The sequence below is a fragment of the Curtobacterium sp. MMLR14_002 genome, from assembly GCF_001864975.1.
In the GTDB taxonomy this organism is placed as follows: Bacteria; Actinomycetota; Actinomycetes; order Actinomycetales; family Microbacteriaceae; genus Curtobacterium; species Curtobacterium flaccumfaciens.
In genome coordinates this window covers 78,470-103,680 of the sequence record NZ_MJGT01000001.1, presented here as the reverse complement: position 1 = coordinate 103,680, position 25,211 = coordinate 78,470, and the positions used below count along the sequence as shown (strand labels likewise).

Below are 25,211 nucleotides of genomic sequence, written 5' to 3'. Positions count from 1 at the left end.
GACTGCGACGGCGTCCGGGCATGCGCTGACCCGGAATGTCCACGGGTCCCGACCAGTTTACGGGATGGAAGCGCCGCGACGGTGCCCCGCTCCGACATCCCGGCGTGATCCGGACGCGCTCGACACGCCCGGATCGACCGTCGACGGCCACCCCGGTGTGAACATCGGGGGTCACCTGAACCCCTTCTGAGTACCGGGTCACTATGCTGGACACGCCCTCCCGCAGTGCGCGCCCCGATGACGTCGGCCGCGATGAGCCGGTCGGCCGCCGCTAGACGGCGACACGACTCGGCCCCGGGATGGCCACATGTCCGTGCGATGGCACGAGCCCTCGCACATGTCGCATCAAGAAGGGTCAACATCCAAGTGGCTGAATTCACCTGGGACGCCATCGACCGGAAGGCCGTCGACACGGCCCGCGTTCTCGCCGCCGACTCGGTCGAGGCCGCCGGCAACGGTCACCCCGGCACCGCGATGAGCCTCGCTCCGCTCGCCCACCTGCTCTTCCAGAAGGTGATGCGTCGCGACCCGAGCGACTCCACCTGGATCGGCCGCGACCGCTTCATCCTCTCCGCCGGTCACGCCTCGATCCTCCAGTACGTGCAGTTCTACCTGCACGGCTACGGGCTCGAGATCGACGACCTGCAGCACCTGCGCAAGTGGGGCTCGAAGACCCCGGGTCACCCGGAGTACGGCCACACCGACGGTGTCGAGATCACCACGGGCCCGCTCGGCCAGGGCCTCGCGTCCTCGGTCGGCTTCGCCTACGCCCAGCGCTTCGAGCGCGGCCTGTTCGACCCGGAGACCCCGGCCGGCCAGTCGCCGTTCGACCACTACACCTACGTGATCGCCGGCGACGGTGACATGCAGGAAGGCGTGACGAACGAGTCCGGCTCGCTCGCCGGCCGTCAGCAGCTCGGCAACCTGATCGCGTTCTACGACTCGAACCAGATCTCGATCGAGGACAACACCGACATCGCGTTCTCGGAGAGCGTCGCCGACCGCTACGAGGCGCTCGGCTGGCACGTCCAGATCGTCGACTGGAAGAAGACCGGCGAGTACTCCGAGGACGTCGAGGAGCTCCACGCCGCGATCGAGGCCGCCAAGCAGGTCACCGACAAGCCGTCGCTCATCGTCCTCAAGACGATCATCGGCTGGCCGTCGCCGACCAAGCAGAACTCGGGCAAGATCCACGGGTCGGCGCTCGGCGCCGACGAGATCAAGGGCCTCAAGGAGATCCTCGGCTTCGACACCGACAAGACCTTCGAGGTCGCGCCCGAGGTCCTCGAGTACACCCGTGGCGCCGTCGCCAAGGGCCAGGCCGAGCACGCCGAGTGGCAGAAGTCCTTCGACGCGTGGGCCGCGGCCAACGCCGACAAGAAGGCGCTGTTCGACCGTGTCCAGTCGAAGGAGCTCCCGGAGGGCCTCGAAGCAGCGCTCCCGGTCTTCCCGACCGACAAGGCCGTCTCGACCCGTGCCGCTTCCGGCAAGGTCATCAACGCCATCGCGCCGCTGATGCCCGAGTTCTGGGGCGGTTCGGCCGACCTCGCCGAGTCGAACCTCACCACGATCGAGGGCGCCAAGTCCTTCGGTCCGGCCGAGGCCTCGACGTCGACGTGGAGCACCGACCCGTACGGCCGCGTGCTGCACTTCGGCATCCGCGAGCACGCCATGGGCTCGATCCTCAACGGCATCGTCCTGCACGGGAACACCCGCCCCTTCGGTGGCACGTTCCTCATCTTCAGCGACTACATGCGTCCGGCGGTCCGTCTCGCCGCGCTCATGCAGGCGCCGGCGATCTACGTCTGGACCCACGACTCCATCGCCCTCGGCGAGGACGGCCCGACGCACCAGCCGATCGAGCAGGTCTCGTCGCTCCGTGCGATCCCCGGTCTCGACGTCGTCCGCCCGGCCGACGCCAACGAGGTCGCGTACGCGTGGCTCGAGATGCTCAAGCACACCGACCGCCCGGCCGGCATCGCGCTGAGCCGTCAGAACCTCCCCGTGTTCGAGCGTGGCGAGGGTGACGCCTCCGGTGAGGTCTTCGCTTCGGCGAAGAACGTCGCCAAGGGTGCGTACATCCTGGCCGAGGCGCCCAACGGCACCCCGGACGTCATCCTCATCGCGACCGGTTCCGAGGTCCAGATCGCGGTCGATGCTCGCGAGCAGCTCAAGGCCGAGGGCATCAACGCCCGCGTCGTGAGCGCGCCCTCGATCGAGTGGTTCCGCGCCCAGTCCGAGAACTACCAGGACCAGGTGCTCCCGAAGGACGTCACCGCTCGCGTGTCGGTCGAGGCCGGCATCGCCATGAGCTGGCGCGACATCGTCGGCGACAAGGGCCGCAGCGTCTCGATCGAGCACTTCGGTGCCTCGGCCGACTACCAGACGCTCTTCAAGGAGTTCGGCTTCACGACGGAGCACGTCGTGGCCGCCGCGAAGGAATCGATCGCAGCTTCCTGACCTGCAAGGGCCGGGTCCGGTTTCCGGATCCGGCCCTTCTTCCGGGAGGCCCGGCTCGGTTCCGCCACGGGCCTCCCGTCCCCGAAACCCCGACTCACGGTCCTCACGGACCCGTCGATGAAAGAAGAAGAGAAACACATGGCTGAGAACACCCCCACCGCCGCCCTCTCCGCGGTCGGCGTGAGCATCTGGCTCGACGACCTCTCCCGCGAGCTCCTCGAGACCGGCAAGCTCACCGAGCTCATCGAGCAGAAGAACGTCGTCGGCGTGACGACGAACCCGACGATCTTCGCGTCGGCCCTCGCCAAGGGCGAGCGCTACGACTCGCAGGTCAAGGAGCTCGCCGCTGCGGGCACCGACGTCACCGACGCGATCTTCGCGATCACCACGCAGGACGTCGCGAACGCCTCCGACGTCTTCAAGCCGATCTACGACGAGACCAAGGGCTTCGACGGCCGCGTCTCGATCGAGGTCGAGCCGGGCCTCGCGCACGACACCGCCAAGACCATCGAGCAGGCCAAGTTCCTGTTCGAGAAGGTCGGCAAGGAGAACGTCCTCATCAAGATCCCGGCGACGCTCGAGGGTCTCGAGGCGATCACCGAGGTCATCGGCGCCGGCATCTCCGTCAACGTCACCCTGATCTTCTCGCTCGAGCGCTACCGCGCCGTCATCGACGCGTACCTCGGTGGGCTCGAGAAGGCCAAGGCCGCCGGCCACGACCTCTCCAAGATCCACTCGGTCGCGTCCTTCTTCGTGTCGCGCGTCGACTCCGAGATCGACAAGCGCCTGGACGCCGTCGGCACCGACGAGGCCAAGGCCCTCAAGTCGAAGGCCGGCATCGCCAACGCGCAGCTCGCCTACCAGGTCTGGACCGAGGCGTTCGCCTCCGAGCGTGCCCTCGGCCTGCTCGAGTCCGGCGCCAACACGCAGCGTCCGCTCTGGGCCTCGACCGGTGTCAAGGACCCGTCGCTCCCCGACACGCTCTACGTGACCGAGCTCGCCGCCCCGAACACCGTCAACACGATGCCGGGCAAGACGCTCGACGCCACGTTCGACCACGGTGAGATCCACGGCGACGCCATCGCCGGCACGTTCGACCAGGCGCAGCAGGTCCTCGACCAGCTCGCCGCACAGGGCGTCGACTACGACGAGGTCGTCGCACTGCTCGAGAAGGAGGGCGTGGACAAGTTCAACGTCTCCTGGGGCGAGCTCGTCGACACCGTCAAGGCAGCGCTCGAGGGCGCCAAGTAGTGACGGTTTCCATCGCAGCCAGCGGCGACGCCGCGCGGGCCATCGAACAGGTGGTCCCGCGGCTCGTCGCTGACCTGGTGGCCTCGGGCATCACCGCCCAGGACGCCGATCTGTGGGGAACCACCGCCGAGGCCGAGGCGTCGAAGCGCCTCGGCTGGGTGGAGGCCGTCTCGGTCTCCCGCCCGCTCGTCGCCGAGGTGACCGCGCTGCGCGAGTCGCTCCGTGCCGAAGGGGTCGACCACGTCGTCCTCGCCGGCATGGGCGGCTCGTCCCTCGCACCCGAGGTCATCACGCGCACCGCCGGCGTGCCCCTCACGGTCCTCGACTCGACCGACCCCGAACAGGTCCGCGCGGCCGTGACGACCGACCTCGAGCGCACCGTGCTCGTGGTCTCGTCGAAGTCCGGCTCGACGCTCGAGACCGATTCGCAGCGCCGTGTCTACGAGCAGGCCTTCCGCGACGCCGGCATCGACCCGGCCCGCCGCATCGTCGTCGTCACCGACCCGGGCTCCGCGCTCGAGGCCGCTGCGATCGACGCCGGCTACCGCGTCTTCACCGCCGACCCCACGGTCGGCGGCCGCTACTCCGCGCTCACCGCCTTCGGCCTCGTGCCGTCCGGGCTCGCGGGAGCGGACATCGCCGAGCTCCTCGACGAGGCCGACGCGATCTCCGCGCTGCTCTCGGTCGACCTGGACGAGAACCCCGGGCTCGTGCTCGGTGCGGTCCTCGCGGGCACCGAGCCGCTGCGCGACAAGATCGCCATCGTGCCCGACGGCACGCACATCGTCGGTTTCGGCGACTGGGTCGAACAGCTGATCGCGGAGTCGACCGGCAAGGACGGCCGCGGCCTGCTGCCCGTCGTGCTGCACGCGGACTCCCCCGAGGTCGCCGCCGGCCTGCCCGACGTCCAGGTCATCCGCCTGGTCGGTTCGCGCGAGGACGAGCGTCACGTGGCCGAGGGCGAGGTCGAGATCACCGGCACGCTCGGTGGCCAGATCCTCGTCTGGGAGTACGCCGTCGCGGTCGCCGGTCGCCTGCTCGGCATCAACCCGTTCGACCAGCCCGACGTCGAGGCCGCCAAGGTCGCGACCCGCGCGCTGCTCGACGACCGCCCCGTTCCTGCCGAGCCGGCGTTCTCAGAGGACGGCATCGCCGTCCACGCGACGCCCGGACTCGCGGTCGGTGCGACGCTCTCGGAAGCCGTGTCGGGCCTCCTGTCCGCACTCGACCCGACCGGCTACGTGTCGGTGCAGGCGTACGTCGACCGCACCACCAACAGCGGTCTCGAGTCGCTGCGCGACGCGATCGCGGTGCGCACGGAGCGCCCCGTCACCTTCGGGTACGGCCCCCGGTTCCTGCACTCGACCGGCCAGTACCACAAGGGCGGCCCCGCCACGGGAGTGTTCCTGCAGATCGTGGCCGACGAAGCGGAGGACCTGGCGATCCCGGGTCGGCCGTTCACGTTCGGGCAGCTCCTCCGGGCCCAGGCAGCCGGCGACGCGAGCGTCCTCGCCGAGCACGGCCGGCCGGTCCTCACCCTCACGACGTCGGACGTCCACGCCGCCACCGCGGCGATCGCGTCCGCCGTCTCCCACTGACTCGTAAGGAGTTCACCGACTCATGTCACCGGTGGCAATCACCCCGGAGCACAACCCGCTCCGGCTGCCGACGGATCGTCGACTGAACCGGATCGCGGGACCGAGCACGCTCATCATCTTCGGCGTGACGGGCGACCTGTCACGCAAGAAGCTGATGCCCGCGGTCTACGACCTGGCCAACCGGGGGCTCCTGCCCCCGGGGTTCGCGCTCGTCGGGTTCGCTCGTCGCGACTGGGAGGACCAAGACTTCTCCCAGCTCGTCCACGACGCCGTCAAGGAGCACTCGCGCACCCCGTTCGACGAGGACGTCTGGCGTCAGCTCGAACAGGGCATCCGCTTCGTCCAGGGCTCGTTCGACGACCCCGAGGCGTTCCGCGAGCTCAAGCGCACCGTCGACGACCTCGACGCCGAGCGCGGGACGCTGGGCAACCACGCGTTCTACCTGTCCATCCCGCCGAAGATGTTCCCGGTCGTCACCGAGCAGCTGAAGCTGTCCGGGCTGACGGAGAAGCGCGAAGGCTCCTGGAGCCGCGTGGTCGTCGAGAAGCCGTTCGGCTCCGACCTCCGCACCGCGCGCGAGCTCAACGCGATCGTCGAGAGCGTCTTCGCGCCCGACGACGTGTTCCGCATCGACCACTACCTCGGCAAGGAGACCGTCCAGAACCTCCTGACGCTCCGGTTCGCGAACCAGATGTACGAACCCATCTGGAACTCGAACTACGTCGACCACGTACAGATCACGATGGCCGAGGACATCGGCGTCGCCGGGCGTGCCGCGTACTACGACGGCATCGGTGCTGCGCGCGACGTCATCCAGAACCACCTGCTGCAGCTCCTCGCGCTCACCGCGATGGAGGAGCCCGTCTCGTTCAAGGCCGCAGACCTGCGTGCCGAGAAGGAGAAGGTGCTCTCCGCCGTCCGTCTGCCCGAGGACCTGTCGACCGCCACTGCCCGCGGGCAGTACGACGGCGGCTGGCAGGGCGGCGAGAAGGTGCTCGGCTTCCTCGAAGAGGCCGGGATGAACCCGGAGTCCGGCACGGAGACGTACGCGGCGATCAAGCTCGACATCGCGACGCGTCGCTGGCAGGGCGTCCCGTTCTACCTGCGCGCCGGCAAGCGTCTGGGCCGTCGTGTGACCGAGATCGCGATCGTGTTCAAGCGCGTCCCCGAGGACGTCTACGGCAACACGCAGTCCCCGCTCGGTCAGAACGCGCTCGTCATCCGTGTCCAGCCGGACGAGGGCGTCACGCTCCGCTTCGGCTCGAAGGTCCCCGGCGTCGGCACCCAGGTGCGCGACGTGACGATGGACTTCGGGTACGGCCACGCGTTCACCGAGGCATCCCCCGAGGCGTACGAACGACTCATCCTCGACGTGCTCCTCGGTGACCCGCCGCTGTTCCCGCGGCACCAGGAGGTCGAGCTGTCCTGGAAGATCCTCGACCCCATCGAGGAGTTCTGGGCCACGCAGGGCCAGCCCGAGCAGTACCGTCCCGGCACGTGGGGTCCGGCATCCGCCGACGCCCTGCTCGCCCGCGACGGTCGGACCTGGAGGCGTCCGTGAAGATCGACATGCCCGACACCACGGTGTCGAAGATCCAGAAGAAGCTCGTCCGCATCCGTGAAGAGGGCGGCGCCGTCGCCCTCGGCCGTGTGCTGACCCTCATCATCTCGACGGCCCTCGGCCACGAGGAAGAGGCGATCGAGGCGGCCAACGAGGCGTCCCGCGAGCACCCGATGCGCGTCATCATCGTCTCGAAGAACAGCGGTGACACGAAGTCTCCCGGTCGCCTCGACGCACAGATCCGCGTCGGCAGTGACGCGGGTGCGAGCGAGGTCATCGTCCTCCGTGCGTATGGCGAGACCGCGACCGACGAGGAGAGCCTGGTCACCGGCCTCCTGCTGCCGGACGCACCCGTCGTGGCCTGGTGGCCGCAGACCGCTCCCGAGCAGCCCGCGGCGTCGGCCCTCGGCCGCATCGCGCAGCGACGGATCACCGACGCGGCCGCGCAGAAGGACCCGAACGGCGCGATCGAGGCACTCGGTGCGTCCTACGTACCGGGTGACACCGACTTCGCGTGGACCCGTCTGACCCTGTGGCGGAACCAGCTCGCCGCGGCGCTCGACCAGCCGCCGTACGAGCCGATCACCGCCGTCGAGGTCTCCGGAGCGTCCGACAGCCCGTCGACGATCCTCCTCGCCGCCTGGCTGCAGCTGCAGCTCCAGGTGCCGGTGTCCGTCGTCACGTCGCCGCGCGCGACGGGGTCGAGCGGCATCCACGGCGTGAAGCTCGTGCGCGAGTCCGGCACCATCGAGCTCGAGCGTTCCCTGGTGGACGTCGCGACGCTCTCGATGCCCGGGCAGCCGACGCACGACCTGTCGCTGCCACGCCGCAACCTGCGCGACTGCCTGGCCGAGGAACTCCGTAGACTCGACCCGGACGTCCTCTTCGGAGACGTCGTCAAGCACGGGGTGCCCCAGCTGCGCGAGACCATCGCCCGCTGATCAACACCCCACACGGTCGGGCCGTCTGTCTGGTGCAGGCGGCCCGACCGGACCGAAGGCGGTCGGACGACCGGTCGGCCGCCACGAACACGGGAGTCACGTGACCAACGAACGGCGGGTGCTCGTGCACCCGGACAAGCAGGCCCTCGGCGCTTCGGTCGCCGCACGCTTCATCACCAAGATCATCGACGTGCTCGACGAGCAGGAGCGCGCCGACATCGCGATCAGCGGTGGCTCGGTGTCCTCCCTCGTCCTCGCCGCGATCGGCCAGTCGCCGGCGCGCGAGAGCGTCGACTGGTCCAAGGTGCACGTCTGGTGGGTCGACGAGCGCTGGGTCCCGTCGGACGACGCCGACCGCAACACGATCGGCACGCAGACCGACTTCTTCGACCACGTCGACATCCCCTCGTCGAACATCCACCCGATGCCGGCGTCGGACGGCGGGCTCGACATCGAGGCCGCTGCGACCCAGTACGAGCGCGAGCTGCAGGACGCCGCGCCCGAGGGCGCCGTCGCTCCGCGCTTCGACATCACCCTGCTCGGTGTCGGCCCCGACGGGCACACCGCCTCGCTCTTCCCGGAGTTCCCGCAGCTCACGGTCACCGACCGTGCCGTCGTGTCGGTCGACGACTCCCCCAAGCCGCCGCCGCAGCGTCTGACCGTCACCTTCCCGGTGATCAACGCCTCGCAGCGCGTCTGGGTGATCCTCTCCGGTGCCGAGAAGGCATCGGTCCTCGGGCTGGCCCTCGCCGGTGCGTCGATCGAGGACGTCCCCGTCGGTGGCGTGCAGGGTCGCAAGCGCACCGTCTTCTTCGTGGACCAGGACGCTGCACGCGACGTCCCCGAGAACCTGATCGCGTCGACGTACTAGACGCGCGTTCCTGACGGACGGGAGGCCCGGTGCCAGCTGGCACCGGGCCTCCCGTCCGTCTGTTGTCGCGCCCACTGCGCGCCGCGCCCGAGCGCCTGAGTCGAGGGGGCACGAACTGTCGGCCGCGGGCGCCCCAGGCGACGGTTCGTGCCACCGCCGCGCACCGCACGCGGCGTGTCGTGACCACTCGGCGAACCGCCGCTCCGCGCGGCATTCCAGCACCGAGCGACGCCGAGCGGTCACGACTCCCCGCCGGCACGACGCCGAGTGGTCACGAACTGTCGCTTGCGGGCGCCGCAGGCGACGGTTCGTGCCACCACGGCGCACCGCACGCGGCGTGTCGTGACCGATCGGCGAGCCCGCCCTCCGCGCGGCACCCGGACGCGGCACCCCGGCGCCGAACGGCCACGACACCCCGCCGGGCGACGCCAAGTGGTCACGAACTGTTGGCCGCGGGCGCCGCGGGCGACGGCTCGTGCCACCACGACGCACCGCACGCGACGTGTCGTGACCACTCGGCGAACCGTCGCTCGGCGCGCGCGGCCGGGCGCCCGAACTGCCGCGCCTCCCCGCCGGCACGACGCAGAGTGGTCACGAACTCTCGGTTGCGGCGCCTGCAACCGACAGTTCGCGCCACCACCGCGCACCACACGCGGCGTGTCGTGACCTCTCGGCGACCGAGCCGCCCGTGCACCGGACGCACGAAGGCCCCCGCACCATCGGTGCAGGGGCCTTCGTCAGCGTGTGAGCGCTAGGCCTTCTTCGCCGCGGTGCCGCGACGCTCTCGGAGCTGCTGGAGCGCGTCCTCGAGGAGCTGCGCAGCCTCTTCCTCGGTGCGGCGTTCCTTCACGTACGCGAGGTGGGTCTTGTAGGGCTCCGTCTTGGAGACCACGGGAGGGTTCTCCTTGTCGCGCCCGGCCGGCAGACCGCTCGACGGCGAGTCCACCGTCTCGGGGATCTCCTCGTCGGGCAGGTTCGCGGCGAAGTACCGCACGACCTCGTTACCGAGGGCGTCCCAGTACGAGATCGCCACGCGCTCTGCCTGGACCCCGCGGTCCTGTTCGCCCATCGGCCCCGCGCCGACGCGAGACCCTCGGATTGCACTGCCTCCGCTTGCCATGGATCAGACCCCCGCCGTGAACTTGTTGATGAGACCGAGCACGATGATGGAGACGATCCAGACCAGACCGAGGATCACCGTGATGCGGTTGAGGTTGCGCTCGGCCACGCCGGACGCACCGAGGTTGCTCGTGACCCCACCGCCGAACATGTCGGAGAGGCCACCACCGCGGCCCTTGTGCAGCAGGATGAGGAGCGTGAGCAGGAGGCTCGTGATTGCGAGCAGGACCTGCAGCACGACGGAGAGTATCGCCACGACGTACCTTTCGTGTCAGTCAGCCGTACCAGTGTACCGGCCGCGCGGAGCACGGCCGGTACCTGGACGGGAGTGGTGCGGACGACTGCCCGCGACGACGCCTGTGGACTACAGCCCGACGTGCTGACGGAACCGGGCGATGGCCGCGAACTCCTGCACGTCGAGCGAAGCGCCACCGACGAGGGCGCCGTCGATGTCGGGCTCGCGGAGGAACCCCGCGATGTTGCCCGACTTGACCGAGCCGCCGTAGAGCACTCGGGTGTCGGCAGCAGCCTGGTCGCCCCAGGCTGCGGCGATGCCACGACGGATCGCCGCGCACTCGTCCTGCGCCTGTTCGGCCGTGGCGGCCTGTCCGGAGCCGATGGCCCAGACGGGCTCGTACGCCACCACGATGTCGGCGGGCTTGACCGCGTCGAGCACGACGCGGAGCTGCTCGACCGGCACGACACCGGCGCCGCGCTCCTCGCGCTGCTCGCCGGTCTCACCGACGCACACCACGGGGACGAGGCCGTGCTTGACGGCCGCCGCGGTCTTCGCCGCGACGACCTCGTCGGTCTCACCGTGCAGCGTGCGCCGCTCGGAGTGGCCGACGATGACGTACTGGGCGTCGAGCGCTGCGAGGAACGCGCCGGAGACGTCACCGGTGTAGGCACCGGAGTCGAACTGCGACAGGTCCTGCGCACCGAAGTGGATCGGCAGCTTGTCGGCCGAGATCAGCGTCTGCACGCTCCGCAGGTCGGTGAACGGCGGGAACACCGCGACCTCGACGTCGTCGAAGTCGTGCCGGGCGTCCTTGAGCGTCCACGCGAGCTTCTGCACGGTGGCGATGGCCTGGAGGTGGTCCAGGTTCATCTTCCAGTTGCCCGCGATCAACGGAGTCCGGGTCATGCGGTCCACCCCAGTGCTTCGAGACCGGGCAGCGACTTGCCCTCGAGGAACTCGAGGCTCGCACCGCCACCGGTCGAGATGTGGCCGAACTGGTCGTCCGAGAATCCGAGCGACCGCACGGCGGCAGCGGAATCGCCACCACCGACGACGCCGAGGCCGTCGACCTCGGTCAGCGCCTGCGCGACGGTCTTCGTGCCGGCGGCGAAGGCCGGGAACTCGAACACACCCATCGGGCCGTTCCAGAACACGGTCTTCGAACCCGAGACGGCCGAGGCGAACCGCGCAGCGGTCTCCGGGCCGATGTCGAGGCCGATGCCGTCCGTGCCGAACGACGAGGACTCGATGGCGTCGGCCGCCACGGTCTCGTGGTCGGCGTCGGCCGCGAAGCCGGAGGCCACCACGACGTCGGTCGGCAGGTCGATGGTGACACCGAGCTCCTTCGCCCGCGAGAGGTACTCGCGGACGACGTCGAGCTGGTCCGCCTCGAGCAGCGACTTCGCGACCCCGTGGCCCTGGGCCGCGAGGAACGTGAAGAGCATGCCGCCACCGATGCAGAGGGTGTCGACCTTCGGCAGGATGTGGTCGATGACACCGAGCTTGTCGCTGACCTTCGACCCGCCGAGCACGACCGTGTACGGCCGCTCCGGCGAGGTGGTCAGGCGCTCGAGCACGCGCAGCTCGGTCTCGATCAACGAACCGGCCGCACTGGGCAGTGCGGACGCGAGCTCGTAGACCGAGGCCTGCTTGCGGTGCACGACACCGAAGCCGTCGGAGACGAAGGCATCACCGAGGGCGGCGATGCGGTCCGCGAAGGCACCGCGCTCGGCGGCGTCCTTCGAGGTCTCCTCCGGGTTGAAGCGGAGGTTCTCGAGCAGCAGGACGTCGCCGTCCTCGAGGGCCTCGGCCGCGGCGGTCGCTTCGTCGCCGACGGTCTCGCCGACGAACGTGACCTCTTTGCCGAGCAGCTCGGAGAGCCGCTGGGCCACCGGTGCGAGCGAGAACTCGGGCTTGGGCTCCCCGTCGGGGCGGCCCAGGTGCGAGATCACGATGACGCGTGCGCCGGCGTTGACGAGGGTGTTCAGCGTGGTCAGCGACGCACGGACGCGGCCGTCGTCCGTGATCGTGCCGTCCTTGAGCGGGACGTTCAGGTCACAGCGGACGACGACGCGCTTGCCGGCGAGGTCGCCGAGGTCCTCGAGGGTGCGGAGGGCCATGTGTTACAGACGCTCGCCGACGTACTCGGTGAGGTCGACGAGGCGGTTCGAGTAGCCCCACTCGTTGTCGTACCACGAGGTGATCTTCACGAGGCCGCCGATGACCTTGGTCAGGCCGGAGTCGTAGATCGAGGAGTGCGGGTCCGTGGTGATGTCGGTCGACACCAGCGGGTCCTCGCTGTAGAGCAGGATGCCCTTGAGGGGACCTTCTGCGGCCTCCTTGTAGGCGGCGTTGATCTCGTCGACGGTGACCTCGGACTTGGTCTCGAGGGTGAGGTCGGTGATCGAGCCGGTGGGGACCGGGACGCGCAGCGCGAAGCCGTCGAGCTTGCCGGCGAGCTCCGGCATGACCTGGCCGATGGCCTTGGCGGCACCGGTCGAGGTCGGGACGATGTTCAGCGCGGCGGCGCGGGCACGACGGGGGTCCTTGTGCGGGCCGTCCTGCAGGTTCTGGTCGGCGGTGTAGGCGTGCACCGTCGTCATGAGGCCACGCTCGATGCCGAACTTGTCGTGGAACACCTTCGCGAGCGGCGCGAGGCTGTTCGTGGTGCAGGACGCGTTCGAGATGATGTGGTGGTTCGCCGCGTCGTACTGGTCCTCGTTCACGCCGAGCACGATGGTGACGTCGTCACCCGAGGCCGGGGCGGAGATGATGACCTTCTTGGCGCCGGCGTCGATGTGCTTCTGCGCATCGGCGGCCTTGGTGAAGAACCCGGTCGACTCGATGACGATGTCGACACCCAGCTCGCCCCAGGGGAGGTTGGCGGGGTCGCGCTCGGCGAGGACCTTGATGGCCTTGCCGTCGACGACGATGTTGTCGCCGTCGAGCTCGACGGAGACGCCGAGACGGCCCGTGATGGAGTCGAACTTCAGCAGGTTGGCGAGCGACGCGTTGTCGGTGAGGTCGTTCACCGCCACGATCTCGAGGTCGGAGCCCTTCGCGAGGGCGGCCCGGAAGAAGTTACGGCCGATGCGGCCGAAGCCGTTGATACCGATCTTGACGGTCAATGGATCTCCTGGTGAGTGTGGAGCGCCCAGGGGGCGCTGCTTTCGGGAGTCGCGCACCCTGGCGGGCCCGCGTGTGGTGGACGATACGCCCCGTAACGTCGCCGTAACGACCCTAGCAGTCGGACACTGCGTGCCCGAGCGGGATGACGGTCCGTCCGGACGGTCGCCGACCGGGCCGGGAACGGGTCCGAGAACGGGCCGGGAAACGGACGGGAGGCGCGGTGCCAGCTGGCACCGCGCCTCCCGTCCGCAGGGTCGACAGACCGCTCTCAGGCCCCTTCGAGCTCCTCGGGAACGCTCGCTTCGGTGCCCGGGATGCCGAGGTCGGAGGCCCGCTTGTCGGCCATCGCCAGCAGGCGCCGGATGCGGCCGGCGATGGCGTCCTTGGTCATGGGCGGGTCCGCGTGCTGGCCGAGCTCGTCGAGCGACGCGTCGCGGTGCTGCAGGCGCAGCGTGCCGGCGTACTGCAGGTGGTCGGGGACCTCGTCGCCGAGGATCTCGAGCGCACGCTCGACCCGGGCGCAGGCGGCCACGGCGGCCTGCGCGGAACGGCGGAGGTTCGCGTCGTCGAAGTTGACCAGGCGGTTCGCGGTCGCGCGGACCTCGCGACGCTGGCGCATCTCCTCCCAGTCGGCGGTGGTGCGGGCGGCACCCATGACGGTCAGCATCTGACCGATGGCCTCACCGTCGCGGATCACGACGCGGTGCACCCCGCGGACCTCGCGGCCCTTGGCGGCGACCCCGAGACGCGACGCGGCACCGACGAGGGCCATCGCGGCCTCGTTGCCGGGGCACGTCACCTCGAGCGCTGCGGCCCGACCCGGGTCGGTCAGGGTGCCGGAGGCGAGGAAGGCGCCGCGCCAGATGGCGGCGAGGTCCTCACGGTTGCCCGTGGTGAGGCGGTTCGGCAGGCCGCGGACGGGACGACGACGGGCGTCCATCAGGCCGGTCTGGCGGGCGAGGGTCTCCCCCGCCTCGAGCACGCGGACCAGGTAGCGGGTCCCGCGGCGGGCGGACGCGGACGAGCCCACCGACGCCTCGCTGCGCACGCCGTAGAGCTCGGCGAGGTCCTTGCGGACCCGGTGCACGATGATCCGGGTGTCGAGCTCGACCTCGACCGCGATGCGGCCCGAGATGACGTGCAGACCACCAGCGAACCGGAGGATCGTGGCCAGTTCGGCGGCGCGGACCGTGTTGCGGTTCACGGCGACCCTGGCCAGTTCGTCCTTGACCTCGGCAGTCAACGGCACAGCATCATTCCTAACGTTCGTTCAGTGGTTCCCGCAGGTCCGGCGGCACGGGCGTGGGAGCGGCCGGAGGGACGGTCACTCCCGGCCGAGATCTCGGTTCTTCACACGCACGGCGACGCCAGGCATCCCGCGGAGGAGGTTCGCCAACTCGGCGACGATGGCGACCGAGCGGTGCTTCCCGCCGGTACAGCCGATGGCGATCGTAGCGTGTCTTTTGTTCTCGCGCTGGTACCCCTCGAACACCGGCTCGAGGACGGAGGCGTAGCGATCGACGAACGGACGGGCTCCGGCCTGGGCCAGCACGTAGTCCGAGACCGGCTGGTCCAGCCCGGTGTGGGGCCGCAGTTCCGGCACCCAGTAGGGGTTCGGGAGGAACCGCACGTCGGCCACCATGTCGGCGTCGGCGGGCAGACCGTACTTGAACCCGAAGCTCATCAGCGTGACCTGTACACCCACGAAGTGCTCGTCGGCGAAGTGCTCGATCACGGTGTTGGCGAGCTGGTGGATGTTGAGGTCGGAGGTGTCGATCACCACGTCGGACGCCTCGCGCAGGCCGGCGAGACGCGCCCGTTCGCGGGCGATGCCGTCGAGCAGGGTGTCCTCGCCCTGGAGCGGGTGGGGTCGACGGACCTGCTCGAAGCGCCGGACCAGCACGGCGTCGGTGGCTTCGAGGAACAGCACCCGGACCCGCGCGGAGGTGCTCGAGCGGACCTGCTCGACCGCGTGCTCGGGGTCGGTGAAGAACCGCCCGCCGCGGACGTCGACCACCGTGGCGATCTTCGGGATCTTCTCCCCCGCGCGGTCGGCCAGTTCGGTCAGCGGGGCCAGCATCTGCGTGGGCAGGTTGTCGACGACGTACCAGCCCAGGTCTTCGAGGGCCTTGCCGACGGTGGACCGCCCGGCCCCGGACATGCCGGTGACGATGAGGATGTCGTGCTGCGACGCGTGGGTGGTCGCGGTGGCGCTGTCGGTCATCTGGGAGTGGGCTCCGTCGTGGCGGCCCGGGCGCGTCGCCCGGGGAGGTCTCGGCTGCCGGACCAGGCTACCGCCCGGTGGCGGCCGGGAGGCGCGGGGTTCGTCACGACGGTCGCTGCGGACCGTCGCTGGTCACCTCGGGGACCCGCACCGGGCCTCCGGGGTGGTTGGCGGTCTGCTGGGTGGCTGCGTTCTCGGTCACGGTGTCCGCGATCGCGTCGGCGTCCGGTTCGGGGGCGCTGGACGCGCTCGTCGCCGGCGCGCTCGTCGGCGTCTGGGCCAGCTTCGAGACCACCGCGGCAGCGGTCGCCGGGCCGATCCCGTTCACCTCGCCGATGTCCTCGGCCGTGGCTTCACGCAGCCGGGCGACCGAGCCGAAGTGCTTCAGCAGGGCGTTGACGCGGCTCGGGCCGAGACCGGGGATCTCGGACAACCGCGACCGGACGTCGCGCTTCCGCTTGCTGCGCTGGTGGGTGATCGCGAACCGGTGCGCCTCGTCGCGGATGCGCTGGATGAGGAAGAGCGCCTCGGAGTTGCGGGGCAGGATGACCGGGAAGTCGTCGTCGGGGAGCCAGAGCTCCTCGAGCCGCTTGGCGATGCCGACCAGGGCGATGTCGTGCACGCCGGCTTCGTCCATCGCGCGCTTCGCGGCCTGCACCTGGGGCTGGCCGCCGTCGACGATGAGCAGCTGCGGGCGGTACGCGAACCGCTTCGTCGGCTTCGACCCCTCGACGACCTCGTCGGTCGTGACGTCGGGGACGTCCGGCAGCTCGGCGTCCTCGTCCAGCCGCGCCAGGCGCCGCGAGAGCACCTGGTACATGCTGTCGGTGTCGTCGGTGGTCTCGGCGATCGAGTACCGGCGGTACTGGTCCTTGCGCGGCAGGCCGTCCTCGAACACCACCATCGACGCGACGACGTTCGTGCCCTGCAGGTGCGAGATGTCGTAGCACTCCATGCGGAGCGGCGCCTCGGTCATGCCGAGGGCGTCCTGGATGTCGGCCAGTGCCGCGGCCCGGGTGGTGTAGTCGGCTGAACGCTTGGTCTTGTAGAGCATGAGCGCCTGCCCGGCGTTCTGCGCGGCCGTCCGGGCGAGCCCGGCGCGATCGCCGCGCTGTGCCGTGCTGAGCTTCGTCCCGCGCCCGTTCCGACGCTTGCTGAGCCACTCCTGCAGCGCGTCGGCGTCCTCCGGCAGCTCAGGGACGACGACCTCGCGCGGGGGCTCGTCGGTGACGTAGACGCCCTGCACGATCTGCTCGACGAGGTCGCCGGTGGCGATGTCGAGCTCCTTGTCGACCACCCAGCCGCGGACACCGCGGATGCGGCCACCACGCACCGAGAACAGCTGCACGGCCGCGGCGAGCTCGTCCTCCGCGATGCCGAACAGGTCGAGGTCGACCGAGTCGCGGAGCACCACGGCGGACTTCTCGAGCACGGCTTCGAGCGCCTCGACCTGGTCGCGGTACTTCGCGGCCTGCTCGTACTGCATCGCGTCGGCCGAGGCCCCCATGCGCTGCCGGAGTTCGGTGATGACCCGGCGGTCGTAGGAGTTCATGAAGCGCACGAACTCCTCGACGAGCGCGCGGTGCTCCTCGATCGTGACCTTCTGCGAGCACGGGCCACCGCACTTGCCGATCTGCCCCGGGAAGCACGGACGGCCCGTCTGCATCGCCTTCTTGTACGACGAGTCCGAACAGGTGCGGATCGGGAACACCTTGATCATCAGGTCGATGGTGTCGTGCACCGCCCAGATCTTCGGGTACGGACCGAAGTACTTCGCGCCCTTGATCTTGCGGTTGCGTGTCACCATCACCCGCGGCGCTTCGTCGCCCAGGGTGACCGCCATGTACGGGTACGACTTGTCGTCGCGGAACTTGACGTTGAACGGCGGGTCGAACTCCTTGATCCAGGTGTACTCCAGCTGGAGCGCCTCGATCTCGGAGCCGACCGTCGTCCACTCGACACTGCGTGCCGTCAGGACCATGCGCCGCGTGCGCTCGTGCAGCGTCGGCAGCGGCGCGAAGTAGTTGCTCAGCCGGGCGCGGAGGTTCTTCGCCTTGCCGACGTAGAGCACCCGACCGGCTTCGTCACGCCATCGGTAGACGCCCGGGTCGGTCGGGATCTCCCCCGCCTTCGGACGCCACGGGACGGTGTCCGCCACCTACCGAGCACCCGCCTTCTGCTTGCTCGCCTGCTTGGTCGCGCCCTGCTGCTTACCGCCCTGCTGCTTCTGGGTGGCCTGGCGTGCGCCGACGGCCTGTTGCTTGCCGACCCGGGCGTCCTGGGCGTCGAAGATCTCGCGCAGGAAGACACCGGTGTGGCTCTCCGGCACGGTCGCCACGTGCTCCGGGGTGCCCGTCGCCAGGACCGTGCCGCCACCGGAACCGCCCTCGGGTCCCATGTCGATCAGCCAGTCGGCGGACTTGATGACGTCGAGGTTGTGCTCGATCGTGATGACGGTGTTGCCCTTGTCGACCAGGCTCTGCAGCACGAGGAGCAGCTTGCGGACGTCCTCGAAGTGCAGACCGGTCGTCGGCTCGTCGAGCACGTAGACCGTGCGGCCGTTCGAGCGACGCTGCAGCTCGGTGGCGAGCTTGACGCGCTGCGCCTCGCCGCCGGAGAGCGTGGTCGCGCTCTGGCCGAGGCGCACGTAGCCGAGGCCCACGTCGACCAGGGTCGCCATGTAGCGGTGGATCGCCGAGATCGGCTCGAAGAACTCCGCCGCCTCGCTGATCGGCATGTCGAGGACCTCGGAGATGTTCTTGCCCTTGTAGTGCACCTGGAGCGTCTCGCGGTTGTAGCGCGCACCACCGCAGACCTCGCACGCGACGTAGACGTCGGGCAGGAAGTTCATCTCGATCTTGATCGTGCCGTCGCCCGCGCAGTTCTCGCAGCGGCCGCCCTTGACGTTGAAGCTGAAGCGGCCGGGCTGGTAGCCGCGGGTCTTGGCCTCTTGCGTCTCGGCGAACAGCTGGCGGATGCGGTCGAACACGCCCGTGTAGGTCGCGGGGTTCGAGCGCGGCGTGCGGCCGATCGGTGCCTGGTCGACGTGCACGACCTTGTCGAGCTGGTCGAGGCCCTTCACCCGGGTGTGCTTGCCCGCGATGTGCCGTGCGCCGTTGAGCTGGTTGGCGAGCACCTTGTACAGGATGTCGTTCACCAGCGTCGACTTGCCGGACCCGCTGACGCCCGTCACCGCGGTGAACACACCGAGGGGGAAGTCCGCGTCGATCGACTTGAGGTTGTTCGCGCGGGCGCCCTGCACGGTGATGGCGCGCTTCAGGTTGACCTTGCGACGCTCGGCCGGCACCTCGATCGCGCGTCGGCCGGCGAGGTAGTCACCGGTGATCGACTCGCGGTTCTCGATGATGCCCTCGTACGAACCGGAGTGCACGACGTTGCCGCCGTTCACACCGGCACCGGGGCCGATGTCGACGACCCAGTCGGCCGTGCGGATCGTGTCCTCGTCGTGCTCGACGACGATGAGCGTGTTGCCGAGGTCCTTGAGCTTGACCAGGGTGTCGATGAGTCGACGGTTGTCGCGCTGGTGCAGGCCGATGCTCGGCTCGTCGAGCACGTAGAGCACGCCCGTCAGCCCGGAGCCGATCTGCGTCGCCAGGCGGATGCGCTGCGCCTCGCCGCCGGAGAGACCGCCGGCACCACGTGCCAGCGTGAGGTAGTTCAGGCCGACCTCGAGCAGGAACTCGAGGCGTGCGCGGATCTCGCGGAGGACCGCGGCGGCGATGTGCGCTTCGCGGTCGGTCAGCGTCAGCTCGTCCATGAACGAGTACGCGTTGTCGAGCGACATGTCGGTGACGTCCGCGATGCTGCGGTCGTTGACCGTCACCGCGAGCACCTCGGGCTTGAGGCGGGTTCCCTCGCACACCGGGCACGGGACCTCGCGCAGGTACCCCTGGAAGCGCTGCCGCTGCGAGTCCGACTCGGCCTCGGCGAACTTGCGCTCGATGTAGGGCATGACGCCTTCGAACCCGCTCGTGTACCGCATCTCGCGGCCGAAACGGTTGCGCCAGGAGACCGACACCTGGAAGTCCTTGCCGGTCAGGATCGACGCCTGCACCGCGGGGTCGAGCTGGCTCCACGGGGTGTCGAGCGAGAAGCCGAGCTCCTTGCCGAGGCCGCCGAGCAGCTTCTCGAAGTAGGAGTACAGCCCGCTCGTCCCGGTCCAGGGCAGCAGGACGCCGTCGCGCAACGAGGCCTCGGGGTCGCCGAGCACCAGGTCGGGGTCGACCGACATACGCGTGCCGAGGCCGGAGCACTCGGGGCAGGCACCGAACGGCGCGTTGAACGAGAACGTGCGCGGCTCGATCTCGGTGAGCGCGAGCGGGTGGTTGTTCGGGCACGAGAGGTTCTCGGAGTAGTTCCGGACCGCTCCGGGCCCCTCGTGGTCCACCAGGTCGATGCCGACGGTGCCGTCGGTCAGGCGCAGGGCGGTCTCGAGCGAGTCGGTGAGACGACCGAGGATGTCGTCGCTCGCCACCAGGCGGTCGACGATGACCGAGATGTCGTGCTTGACCTGCTTCTTGAGCTTGGGCGGGTCGCTGAGCTGGATGCGCTCCCCGTCCACGATCGCGCGGGCGTAGCCGGACGCCGCGAGCTCCTGGAAGAGGTCGACGAACTCACCCTTCTTCTTCGAGATCACGGGTGCGAGGACCTGGAAGCGGGTGCCGGTCTCGAACTGCATGAGCTGGTCGGCGATCTGCTGCACGGTCTGCTTGCTGATCACCTCGCCACACGTCGGGCAGTGCGGGACCCCGATGCGCGCCCAGAGCAGACGCATGTAGTCGTAGACCTCGGTGATCGTGCCGACCGTCGACCGCGGGTTGCGGTTGGTCGACTTCTGGTCGATCGACACCGCCGGCGAGAGCCCCTCGATGAAGTCGACGTCGGGGCGGTCGACCTGGCCGAGGAACTGGCGCGCGTAGGCGGACAGCGACTCGACGTACCGGCGCTGCCCCTCGGCGAAGATCGTGTCGAACGCCAGCGAGGACTTGCCCGAGCCGGACAGGCCGGTGAACACGACGAGCGAGTCGCGCGGGATCTCAAGGTCGACGTCACGGAGGTTGTGCACGCGCGCGCCGCGCACGCTGAGCGTGGAGGTGCTGTGCGGCGCGGTCCCGCCGGGGAGGTGGAGGTCAGCGGGCTCGCCGAAGGCGTTCCGGCCCGACGTCGAGGTACCGGGGTCAGAGGTGATGGTCATCGTCGTCGATTCTACGAAGCGGCACCGACATTCGGCCGGGATGGAGGGTCAGACGAGTGCGTCGAGAGCGAACGCGACACCGGATGCACGCTCGCTCGCGGCCCAGAGCTGCGCTGCGACGGTGCGGTCGTGCGCCCGAGGTTCGGCCGCGACCACCGTGGCCGGGCCCCGGAGCTGCATCCAGCCTGCCGGGCCCCAGTACTCCCCCGAGTGCACGTCAGGACCGACGGCCGCGTGCACGAGCGGCTGGGCGCCGACGTCCTTGCCCTGGGCGACGATGCGCTGCGCCGGGCGGATCCACTCGGGTTCGGCTCTGGTCGGGCTGACGTCGGGACGGCCCGGCGACAGGCGGTCGAGCGACAGGCCGGGGTGCGCGACGACGCTCGACACGGATGAGCCCGAGTCGGCCAGTCGCTCGGCGAGCTCGAAGCCGAACAGCATCACGGCGAGCTTGCTCCTGGCGTACTGGCGGTGGCTCGAGTACCGACCGACGCCGAGCGGATCGGTCGCGTCGAGCTGGGCGAATCGGTGGGCGATCGACCCGAGGTGCACGACCCGGCCGGCTCGTCGTTCGAGCAGGGGCAGGACCCGGGCGGTCCACGCGAAGTGCCCGAGGTGGTTCGTACCGATCTGCAGTTCGGTGCCCTGTGCCGTGCTCCCCCGCGTCGACGCCCCGACGACCCCGGCGTTGTTCACGACCGCGTCGACGCCGTCGGGTTCCAGCGCGGCGAGTTCGTCGGCAGCGGCACTGACCGAGTCGAGGTCGGCGAGGTCGAGGTGGACGTGGGCGAGCGAGGCCCCGTCGACGTGCCGACGGATGCTGCGCTCGGCGGCGTCCGCCCGGCCGCGGTCGCGCGTCGCCAGCACCACACGGTGCCCCGCCGCGGCGAGCTGCTCGGCGGCGTGGTACCCGAGCCCGGCGCTCGCACCGGTGACGACGACCGTGCGGGCGCCGTCAGCTGACATGTCCGGCCGACTCCATCTGGCGCAGGGCCTTCTTCAGGTCCTGCACCTCGTCGCGCAGTCGCGCCGCGAGCTCGAACTTCAGCTCCGCCGCAGCCTGCAGCATCTGGTCGTTCAGGTCGGCGATGGTGGCACCGAGCTGCGTCGCACCCTCGCCCGCGATGCCGCCGCGCTTGAGGTTCGGCGTGGGCGACCGACGGCCGTCGGTGCCGGGGCGACCCTGCAGGAGCGCCTTTGTGTCGTCGTTCTCGCGCTGCAGGACCTCGGTGATGTCCGCGATCTTCTTGCGCAGCGGCTGCGGGTCGATGCCGCGCTCCAGGTTGTAGGCGACCTGCTTCTCACGACGGCGATCGGTCTCCTCGATCGCGGTCTTCATCGAGTCGGTCATCTTGTCGGCGTACATGAGCACCTGGCCCGACACGTTGCGGGCAGCGCGACCGATCGTCTGGATGAGCGACGTCGACGAGCGGAGGAAGCCTTCCTTGTCGGCGTCGAGGATCGCCACGAGCGACACCTCGGGCAGGTCGAGCCCCTCGCGCAGCAGGTTGATGCCGACGAGCACGTCGTAGACGCCCTGCCGAAGCTCGGTCAGCAGCTCGACGCGCTTCAGGGTGTCGACGTCGGAGTGCAGGTAGCGGACGCGGACACCGGCGTTCCCGAGGAAGTCGGTGAGTTCCTCGGCCATGCGCTTGGTCAGCGTGGTGACGAGGACGCGTTCGTCCTTCTCCACCCGCTGCTTGATCTCCTCGAGCAGGTCGTCGATCTGGCCGTCGCTCGGCTTGACCACGATCTCGGGGTCGATCAGGCCGGTCGGGCGGATGATCTGCTCGACCACGCTGTCGGTGACCCCGAGCTCGTAGCGCCCCGGGGTGGCCGACAGGTAGACCTTCTGCCCGACGCGCTCGAGGAACTCCTCCCACTTCAGCGGGCGGTTGTCCATCGCGCTCGGCAGGCGGAACCCGTGCTCGACGAGGGTGCGCTTGCGCGAGGCGTCGCCTTCGTACATCGCGCCGATCTGCGGCACGGTGACGTGCGACTCGTCGATGACGATCAGGAAGTCGTCGGGGAAGTAGTCGATGAGGCAGTGCGGGGCCTCGCCCGGACCACGGCCGTCCATGTGCCGCGAGTAGTTCTCGATGCCCGAGCAGAACCCGATCTGCTCCATCATCTCGATGTCGAACGTGGTGCGCATCCGGAGGCGCTGGGCCTCGAGCAGCTTGCCCTGGCCCTCGAGCTCGGCGAGCCGTTCCGCGAGTTCTTCCTTGATGGAGGCGATCGCCCGGTGCATCACATCGGTGTCCGCGACGTAGTGCGAGGCCGGGAAGATCGACACGGCGGGCAGGTCGTCGATGACGTTGCCGGTGAGCGGGTGCAGCGAGGAGAGCGCTTCGATCTCGTCACCGAACATCTCGATGCGGATAGCGTGCTCTTCGTACATCGGGATGATCTCGATGGTGTCACCGCGCACCCGGAACGTGCCCCGGGCGAAGTCGACGTCGTTGCGCTGGTACTGCATGGCGACGAACTTGCGGACGAGCTGGTCGCGGGAGATCGTCTGGCCCACGTGGAGCGCGACCGATGCGTTCATGTACTGCTCGGGGGTGCCGAGACCGTAGATGCAGGAGACGGTGGACACCACCACGGTGTCGCGACGGCTGAGCAGCGAGTTCGTCGTGGAGTGCCGGAGTCGTTCGACCTCGGCGTTGACCGAGGAGTCCTTCTCGATGAAGGTGTCCGTCTGCGGGACGTACGCCTCGGGCTGGTAGTAGTCGTAGTACGAGACGAAGTACTCGACCGCGTTGTTCGGCATCAGGCTGCGGAACTCGTTGGCGAGCTGGGCCGCGAGCGTCTTGTTGTGCGCGAGCACGAGTGTCGGCCGCTGCACCTGCTCGATGAGCCACGCGGTCGTCGCCGACTTGCCGGTACCGGTCGCACCCAGCAGCACGACGTCGGTCTCACCGGCGTTGATCCGCCCGGCGAGTTCCGCGATGGCCGCGGGCTGGTCGCCACTCGGCGAGTACTCGCTGATGACCTCGAACGGACGCACCGCTCGGGTCGGTTCGATCGCAACACCCATGGGGACAACGGTAGTCGGCACCCCTGACACCGAGGACCGCTGCTCGCCCTCGGCGTACTGTCCGCTGCAAGCAGGCTCCAAGTCGACTGATGGTCAACGGGCATACCGTCCGATCCGTTCAGTCACCCGACTCCTTCCCACTCCCCCGAAGAGGCCTCATGACCACGGCGACCCCGGCCGCACCGATCAAGGGCACCCCGTTCCGCGGACGCATCCGCGGACGCGTGCTCGTCCTGCTCTGCTGCATGTACGCGATCTCGTACATCGACCGGACGAACATCTCGACGGCGCTGCCGCACATCACCGAGGAGTTCGGGTTCAACGAGGCGACCGCCGGTCTCATCGTCTCCGCGTTCTCGTTGCCGTACGCCCTGCTGCAGGTGTTCGGCGGCACGATCAGCGAGAAGTTCGGCCCGCGCCGGGCGCTCTTCGTCATCACGGTGATCTGGGGCGTCGCGACGCTCTGGACCGGGTTCGCGGTCGGCTTCTGGACCCTCTTCGCCGCACGGGCCCTGCTCGGGCTGAGCGAGGCCGCCGCGTTCCCGACCGCCACGCAGGCGATGAGCCGGTGGATCCCCCGCGACCGGAACGGCTTCGCCCAGGGCGTGGTGCACTCCGCGGCACGGCTCGGCAACGCTCTGGCCCCGCTCATCGTCGCGTGGGTGATCGGGGCGACGGGCAGCTGGCGCTGGGCGTTCTTCGCCACCGCGGTGCTGTCCCTGGCGTGGGCAGTCGTCTGGTTCGTCTGGTTCCGGGACAAGCCCGAGTCCGCGAAGGGCATCACGCAGGTCGAGCTCGCCGAGCTCCCGCCGGTCGAGACCCGCGCGACCCGTCCCCCGGTGCCGTGGCGGCAGATGGCGAAGCAGATCCTGCCGGTCACCTTCGTCGACTTCGGGTACGGCTGGACCCTCTGGGTGTTCCTCACGTGGCTCCCGACGTTCCTCAGCTCCACCTACGGCCTGGAGATCGGCGACTTCGCCCTGTTCACCACCCTCATCCTGCTGGCCGGTGTCGTCGGGGACACGGTCGGCGGGATGCTCAGCGACCGCATCATCCACCGCGGCGGGAACACCCGGAACGCCCGCCGGACCATCCTGGTGATCGGGCTCGGCGGCTCGCTCCTCTGCCTCATCCCGCTCGTGATCGGGCAGGGCCTGCTCGTCGCGACGATCTCGCTGGCCCTGTCGTTCTTCTTCCTCGAGCTCTGCAACGCCAACCTCTGGGCGATCCCGATGGACGTGGCGCCGCAGTGGTCCGGCACGGCCTCGGGCTTCATGAACACCGGGTTCGGCATCGCCGGTGTCGTCTCGCCCATCGTGTTCGGTCTGCTCATCGACGCCTCCGGCTGGCAGGTGCCCTTCGCACTCTCCTGCGTCCTGCTCGGAGCCGCGGCCGTCGTCGCGTGGTTCATGAAGCCCCAGCGGCTGACCTCCACCGACGGCGTGCTCGAGATCGGCACCCCGAAGGCCGAGCAGCGCTCGGCCTGACGGCCCGAAGCCGGTGCGCGGAACGTGCGCCGGACCTGGTGGTCCGCACGCGGCGGCCGGGAGGCGCGGGGCGGGCC

At 69.6% G+C, this 25,211-nt stretch carries 18 protein-coding genes; 7 read left to right on the top strand and 11 right to left on the bottom strand.

What is annotated here, in order from left to right; translation table 11 throughout:
* Positions 1 to 366 precede the first annotated feature (366 nt).
* From tkt to pgl, 6 genes are all read left to right on the top strand, one after another.
* A complete protein-coding gene (tkt, locus tag BIU91_RS00450; RefSeq protein ID WP_071403754.1) occupies positions 367 to 2,460 on the top strand; it encodes a transketolase in 2,094 nt (697 codons plus the stop codon).
* 138 nt (positions 2,461 to 2,598) lie between these two features.
* The gene (tal, locus tag BIU91_RS00445) at positions 2,599 to 3,711 is read left to right on the top strand and encodes a transaldolase (RefSeq protein ID WP_071403753.1); all 1,113 of its coding nucleotides are present in this window, start codon (positions 2,599 to 2,601) and stop codon (positions 3,709 to 3,711) included.
* Positions 3,711 to 5,309: a glucose-6-phosphate isomerase gene (locus tag BIU91_RS00440; RefSeq protein ID WP_071403752.1), complete on the top strand. Its 1,599-nt coding sequence runs from the start codon at positions 3,711 to 3,713 to the stop codon at positions 5,307 to 5,309. The genes tal and BIU91_RS00440 overlap by 1 nt, the downstream gene beginning before the upstream one ends.
* A gap of 22 nt (positions 5,310 to 5,331) precedes the next feature.
* Complete coding sequence (gene zwf, locus BIU91_RS00435) at positions 5,332 to 6,870, top strand: glucose-6-phosphate dehydrogenase (RefSeq protein ID WP_027465683.1); 1,539 nt, start codon at positions 5,332 to 5,334, stop codon at positions 6,868 to 6,870.
* Positions 6,867 to 7,811: a glucose-6-phosphate dehydrogenase assembly protein OpcA gene (locus BIU91_RS00430; protein ID WP_027465684.1), complete on the top strand. Its 945-nt coding sequence runs from the start codon at positions 6,867 to 6,869 to the stop codon at positions 7,809 to 7,811. The genes zwf and BIU91_RS00430 overlap by 4 nt, the downstream gene beginning before the upstream one ends.
* Before the next feature lie 100 nt (positions 7,812 to 7,911).
* Positions 7,912 to 8,682: a 6-phosphogluconolactonase gene (pgl, locus tag BIU91_RS00425; RefSeq protein ID WP_071403751.1), complete on the top strand. Its 771-nt coding sequence runs from the start codon at positions 7,912 to 7,914 to the stop codon at positions 8,680 to 8,682.
* 751 nt (positions 8,683 to 9,433) lie between these two features.
* Here the strand turns inward: pgl and BIU91_RS00420 are convergent.
* From BIU91_RS00420 to uvrB, 11 genes are all read right to left on the bottom strand, one after another.
* Positions 9,434 to 9,802, bottom strand: a complete 369-nt coding sequence (locus BIU91_RS00420) for an RNA polymerase-binding protein RbpA (protein WP_027465686.1) — start codon at positions 9,800 to 9,802, stop codon at positions 9,434 to 9,436.
* A 3-nt stretch (positions 9,803 to 9,805) separates the two neighbouring features.
* Positions 9,806 to 10,057, bottom strand: coding sequence for a preprotein translocase subunit SecG (gene secG, locus BIU91_RS00415; RefSeq protein WP_017887256.1), 252 nt, complete (start codon positions 10,055 to 10,057; stop codon positions 9,806 to 9,808).
* 108 nt (positions 10,058 to 10,165) lie between these two features.
* Complete coding sequence (gene tpiA, locus BIU91_RS00410; protein ID WP_031259782.1) at positions 10,166 to 10,945, bottom strand: triose-phosphate isomerase; 780 nt, start codon at positions 10,943 to 10,945, stop codon at positions 10,166 to 10,168.
* A complete protein-coding gene (locus BIU91_RS00405) occupies positions 10,942 to 12,159 on the bottom strand; it encodes a phosphoglycerate kinase (protein WP_071403750.1) in 1,218 nt (405 codons plus the stop codon). Before BIU91_RS00405 ends, tpiA begins: the two co-directional genes overlap by 4 nt.
* 3 nt (positions 12,160 to 12,162) lie before the next feature.
* On the bottom strand, positions 12,163 to 13,167 hold the full coding sequence (gene gap, locus BIU91_RS00400; protein WP_017887253.1) for a type I glyceraldehyde-3-phosphate dehydrogenase: 1,005 nt from the start codon (positions 13,165 to 13,167) through the stop codon (positions 12,163 to 12,165).
* A 269-nt stretch (positions 13,168 to 13,436) separates the two neighbouring features.
* A complete protein-coding gene (whiA, locus tag BIU91_RS00395) occupies positions 13,437 to 14,417 on the bottom strand; it encodes a DNA-binding protein WhiA (RefSeq protein WP_027465690.1) in 981 nt (326 codons plus the stop codon).
* 75 nt (positions 14,418 to 14,492) lie between these two features.
* Positions 14,493 to 15,392: an RNase adapter RapZ gene (rapZ, locus tag BIU91_RS00390; protein ID WP_027465691.1), complete on the bottom strand. Its 900-nt coding sequence runs from the start codon at positions 15,390 to 15,392 to the stop codon at positions 14,493 to 14,495.
* Between the two features lie 103 nt (positions 15,393 to 15,495).
* On the bottom strand, positions 15,496 to 17,550 hold the full coding sequence (uvrC, locus tag BIU91_RS00385) for an excinuclease ABC subunit UvrC (RefSeq protein WP_071403749.1): 2,055 nt from the start codon (positions 17,548 to 17,550) through the stop codon (positions 15,496 to 15,498).
* Positions 17,551 to 20,607 (bottom strand): excinuclease ABC subunit UvrA, encoded by a 3,057-nt coding sequence (uvrA, locus tag BIU91_RS00380; RefSeq protein ID WP_071403748.1) that lies wholly within the window; start codon positions 20,605 to 20,607, stop codon positions 17,551 to 17,553.
* 48 nt (positions 20,608 to 20,655) lie between these two features.
* Positions 20,656 to 21,573 (bottom strand): SDR family NAD(P)-dependent oxidoreductase, encoded by a 918-nt coding sequence (locus BIU91_RS00375; protein ID WP_071403747.1) that lies wholly within the window; start codon positions 21,571 to 21,573, stop codon positions 20,656 to 20,658.
* The gene (uvrB, locus tag BIU91_RS00370; RefSeq protein ID WP_071403981.1) at positions 21,563 to 23,635 is read right to left on the bottom strand and encodes an excinuclease ABC subunit UvrB; all 2,073 of its coding nucleotides are present in this window, start codon (positions 23,633 to 23,635) and stop codon (positions 21,563 to 21,565) included. The genes BIU91_RS00375 and uvrB overlap by 11 nt, the downstream gene beginning before the upstream one ends.
* A gap of 170 nt (positions 23,636 to 23,805) precedes the next feature.
* Here uvrB and BIU91_RS00365 point away from each other — a divergent pair, with 170 nt between their 5' ends.
* Positions 23,806 to 25,134 (top strand): MFS transporter, encoded by a 1,329-nt coding sequence (locus tag BIU91_RS00365; RefSeq protein WP_071403746.1) that lies wholly within the window; start codon positions 23,806 to 23,808, stop codon positions 25,132 to 25,134.
* Positions 25,135 to 25,211 lie beyond the last annotated feature (77 nt).

What these genes read in the sequence shown, in the direction of transcription:
- tal (WP_071403753.1), top strand. Translation starts at nt 2,599, where the DNA reads ATGGCTGAGAACACCCCCACCGCCGCCCTCTCCGCGGTCGGCGTGAGC.
- zwf (WP_027465683.1), top strand. Translation starts at nt 5,332, where the DNA reads ATGTCACCGGTGGCAATCACCCCGGAGCACAACCCGCTCCGGCTGCCG.
- BIU91_RS00420 (WP_027465686.1), bottom strand. Translation starts at nt 9,802, where the DNA reads ATGGCAAGCGGAGGCAGTGCAATCCGAGGGTCTCGCGTCGGCGCGGGG.
- tpiA (WP_031259782.1), bottom strand. Translation starts at nt 10,945, where the DNA reads ATGACCCGGACTCCGTTGATCGCGGGCAACTGGAAGATGAACCTGGAC.
- BIU91_RS00405 (WP_071403750.1), bottom strand. Translation starts at nt 12,159, where the DNA reads ATGGCCCTCCGCACCCTCGAGGACCTCGGCGACCTCGCCGGCAAGCGC.
- rapZ (WP_027465691.1), bottom strand. Translation starts at nt 15,392, where the DNA reads ATGACCGACAGCGCCACCGCGACCACCCACGCGTCGCAGCACGACATC.
- uvrA (WP_071403748.1), bottom strand. Translation starts at nt 20,607, where the DNA reads ATGACCATCACCTCTGACCCCGGTACCTCGACGTCGGGCCGGAACGCC.
- BIU91_RS00375 (WP_071403747.1), bottom strand. Translation starts at nt 21,573, where the DNA reads ATGTCAGCTGACGGCGCCCGCACGGTCGTCGTCACCGGTGCGAGCGCC.
- BIU91_RS00365 (WP_071403746.1), top strand. Translation starts at nt 23,806, where the DNA reads ATGACCACGGCGACCCCGGCCGCACCGATCAAGGGCACCCCGTTCCGC.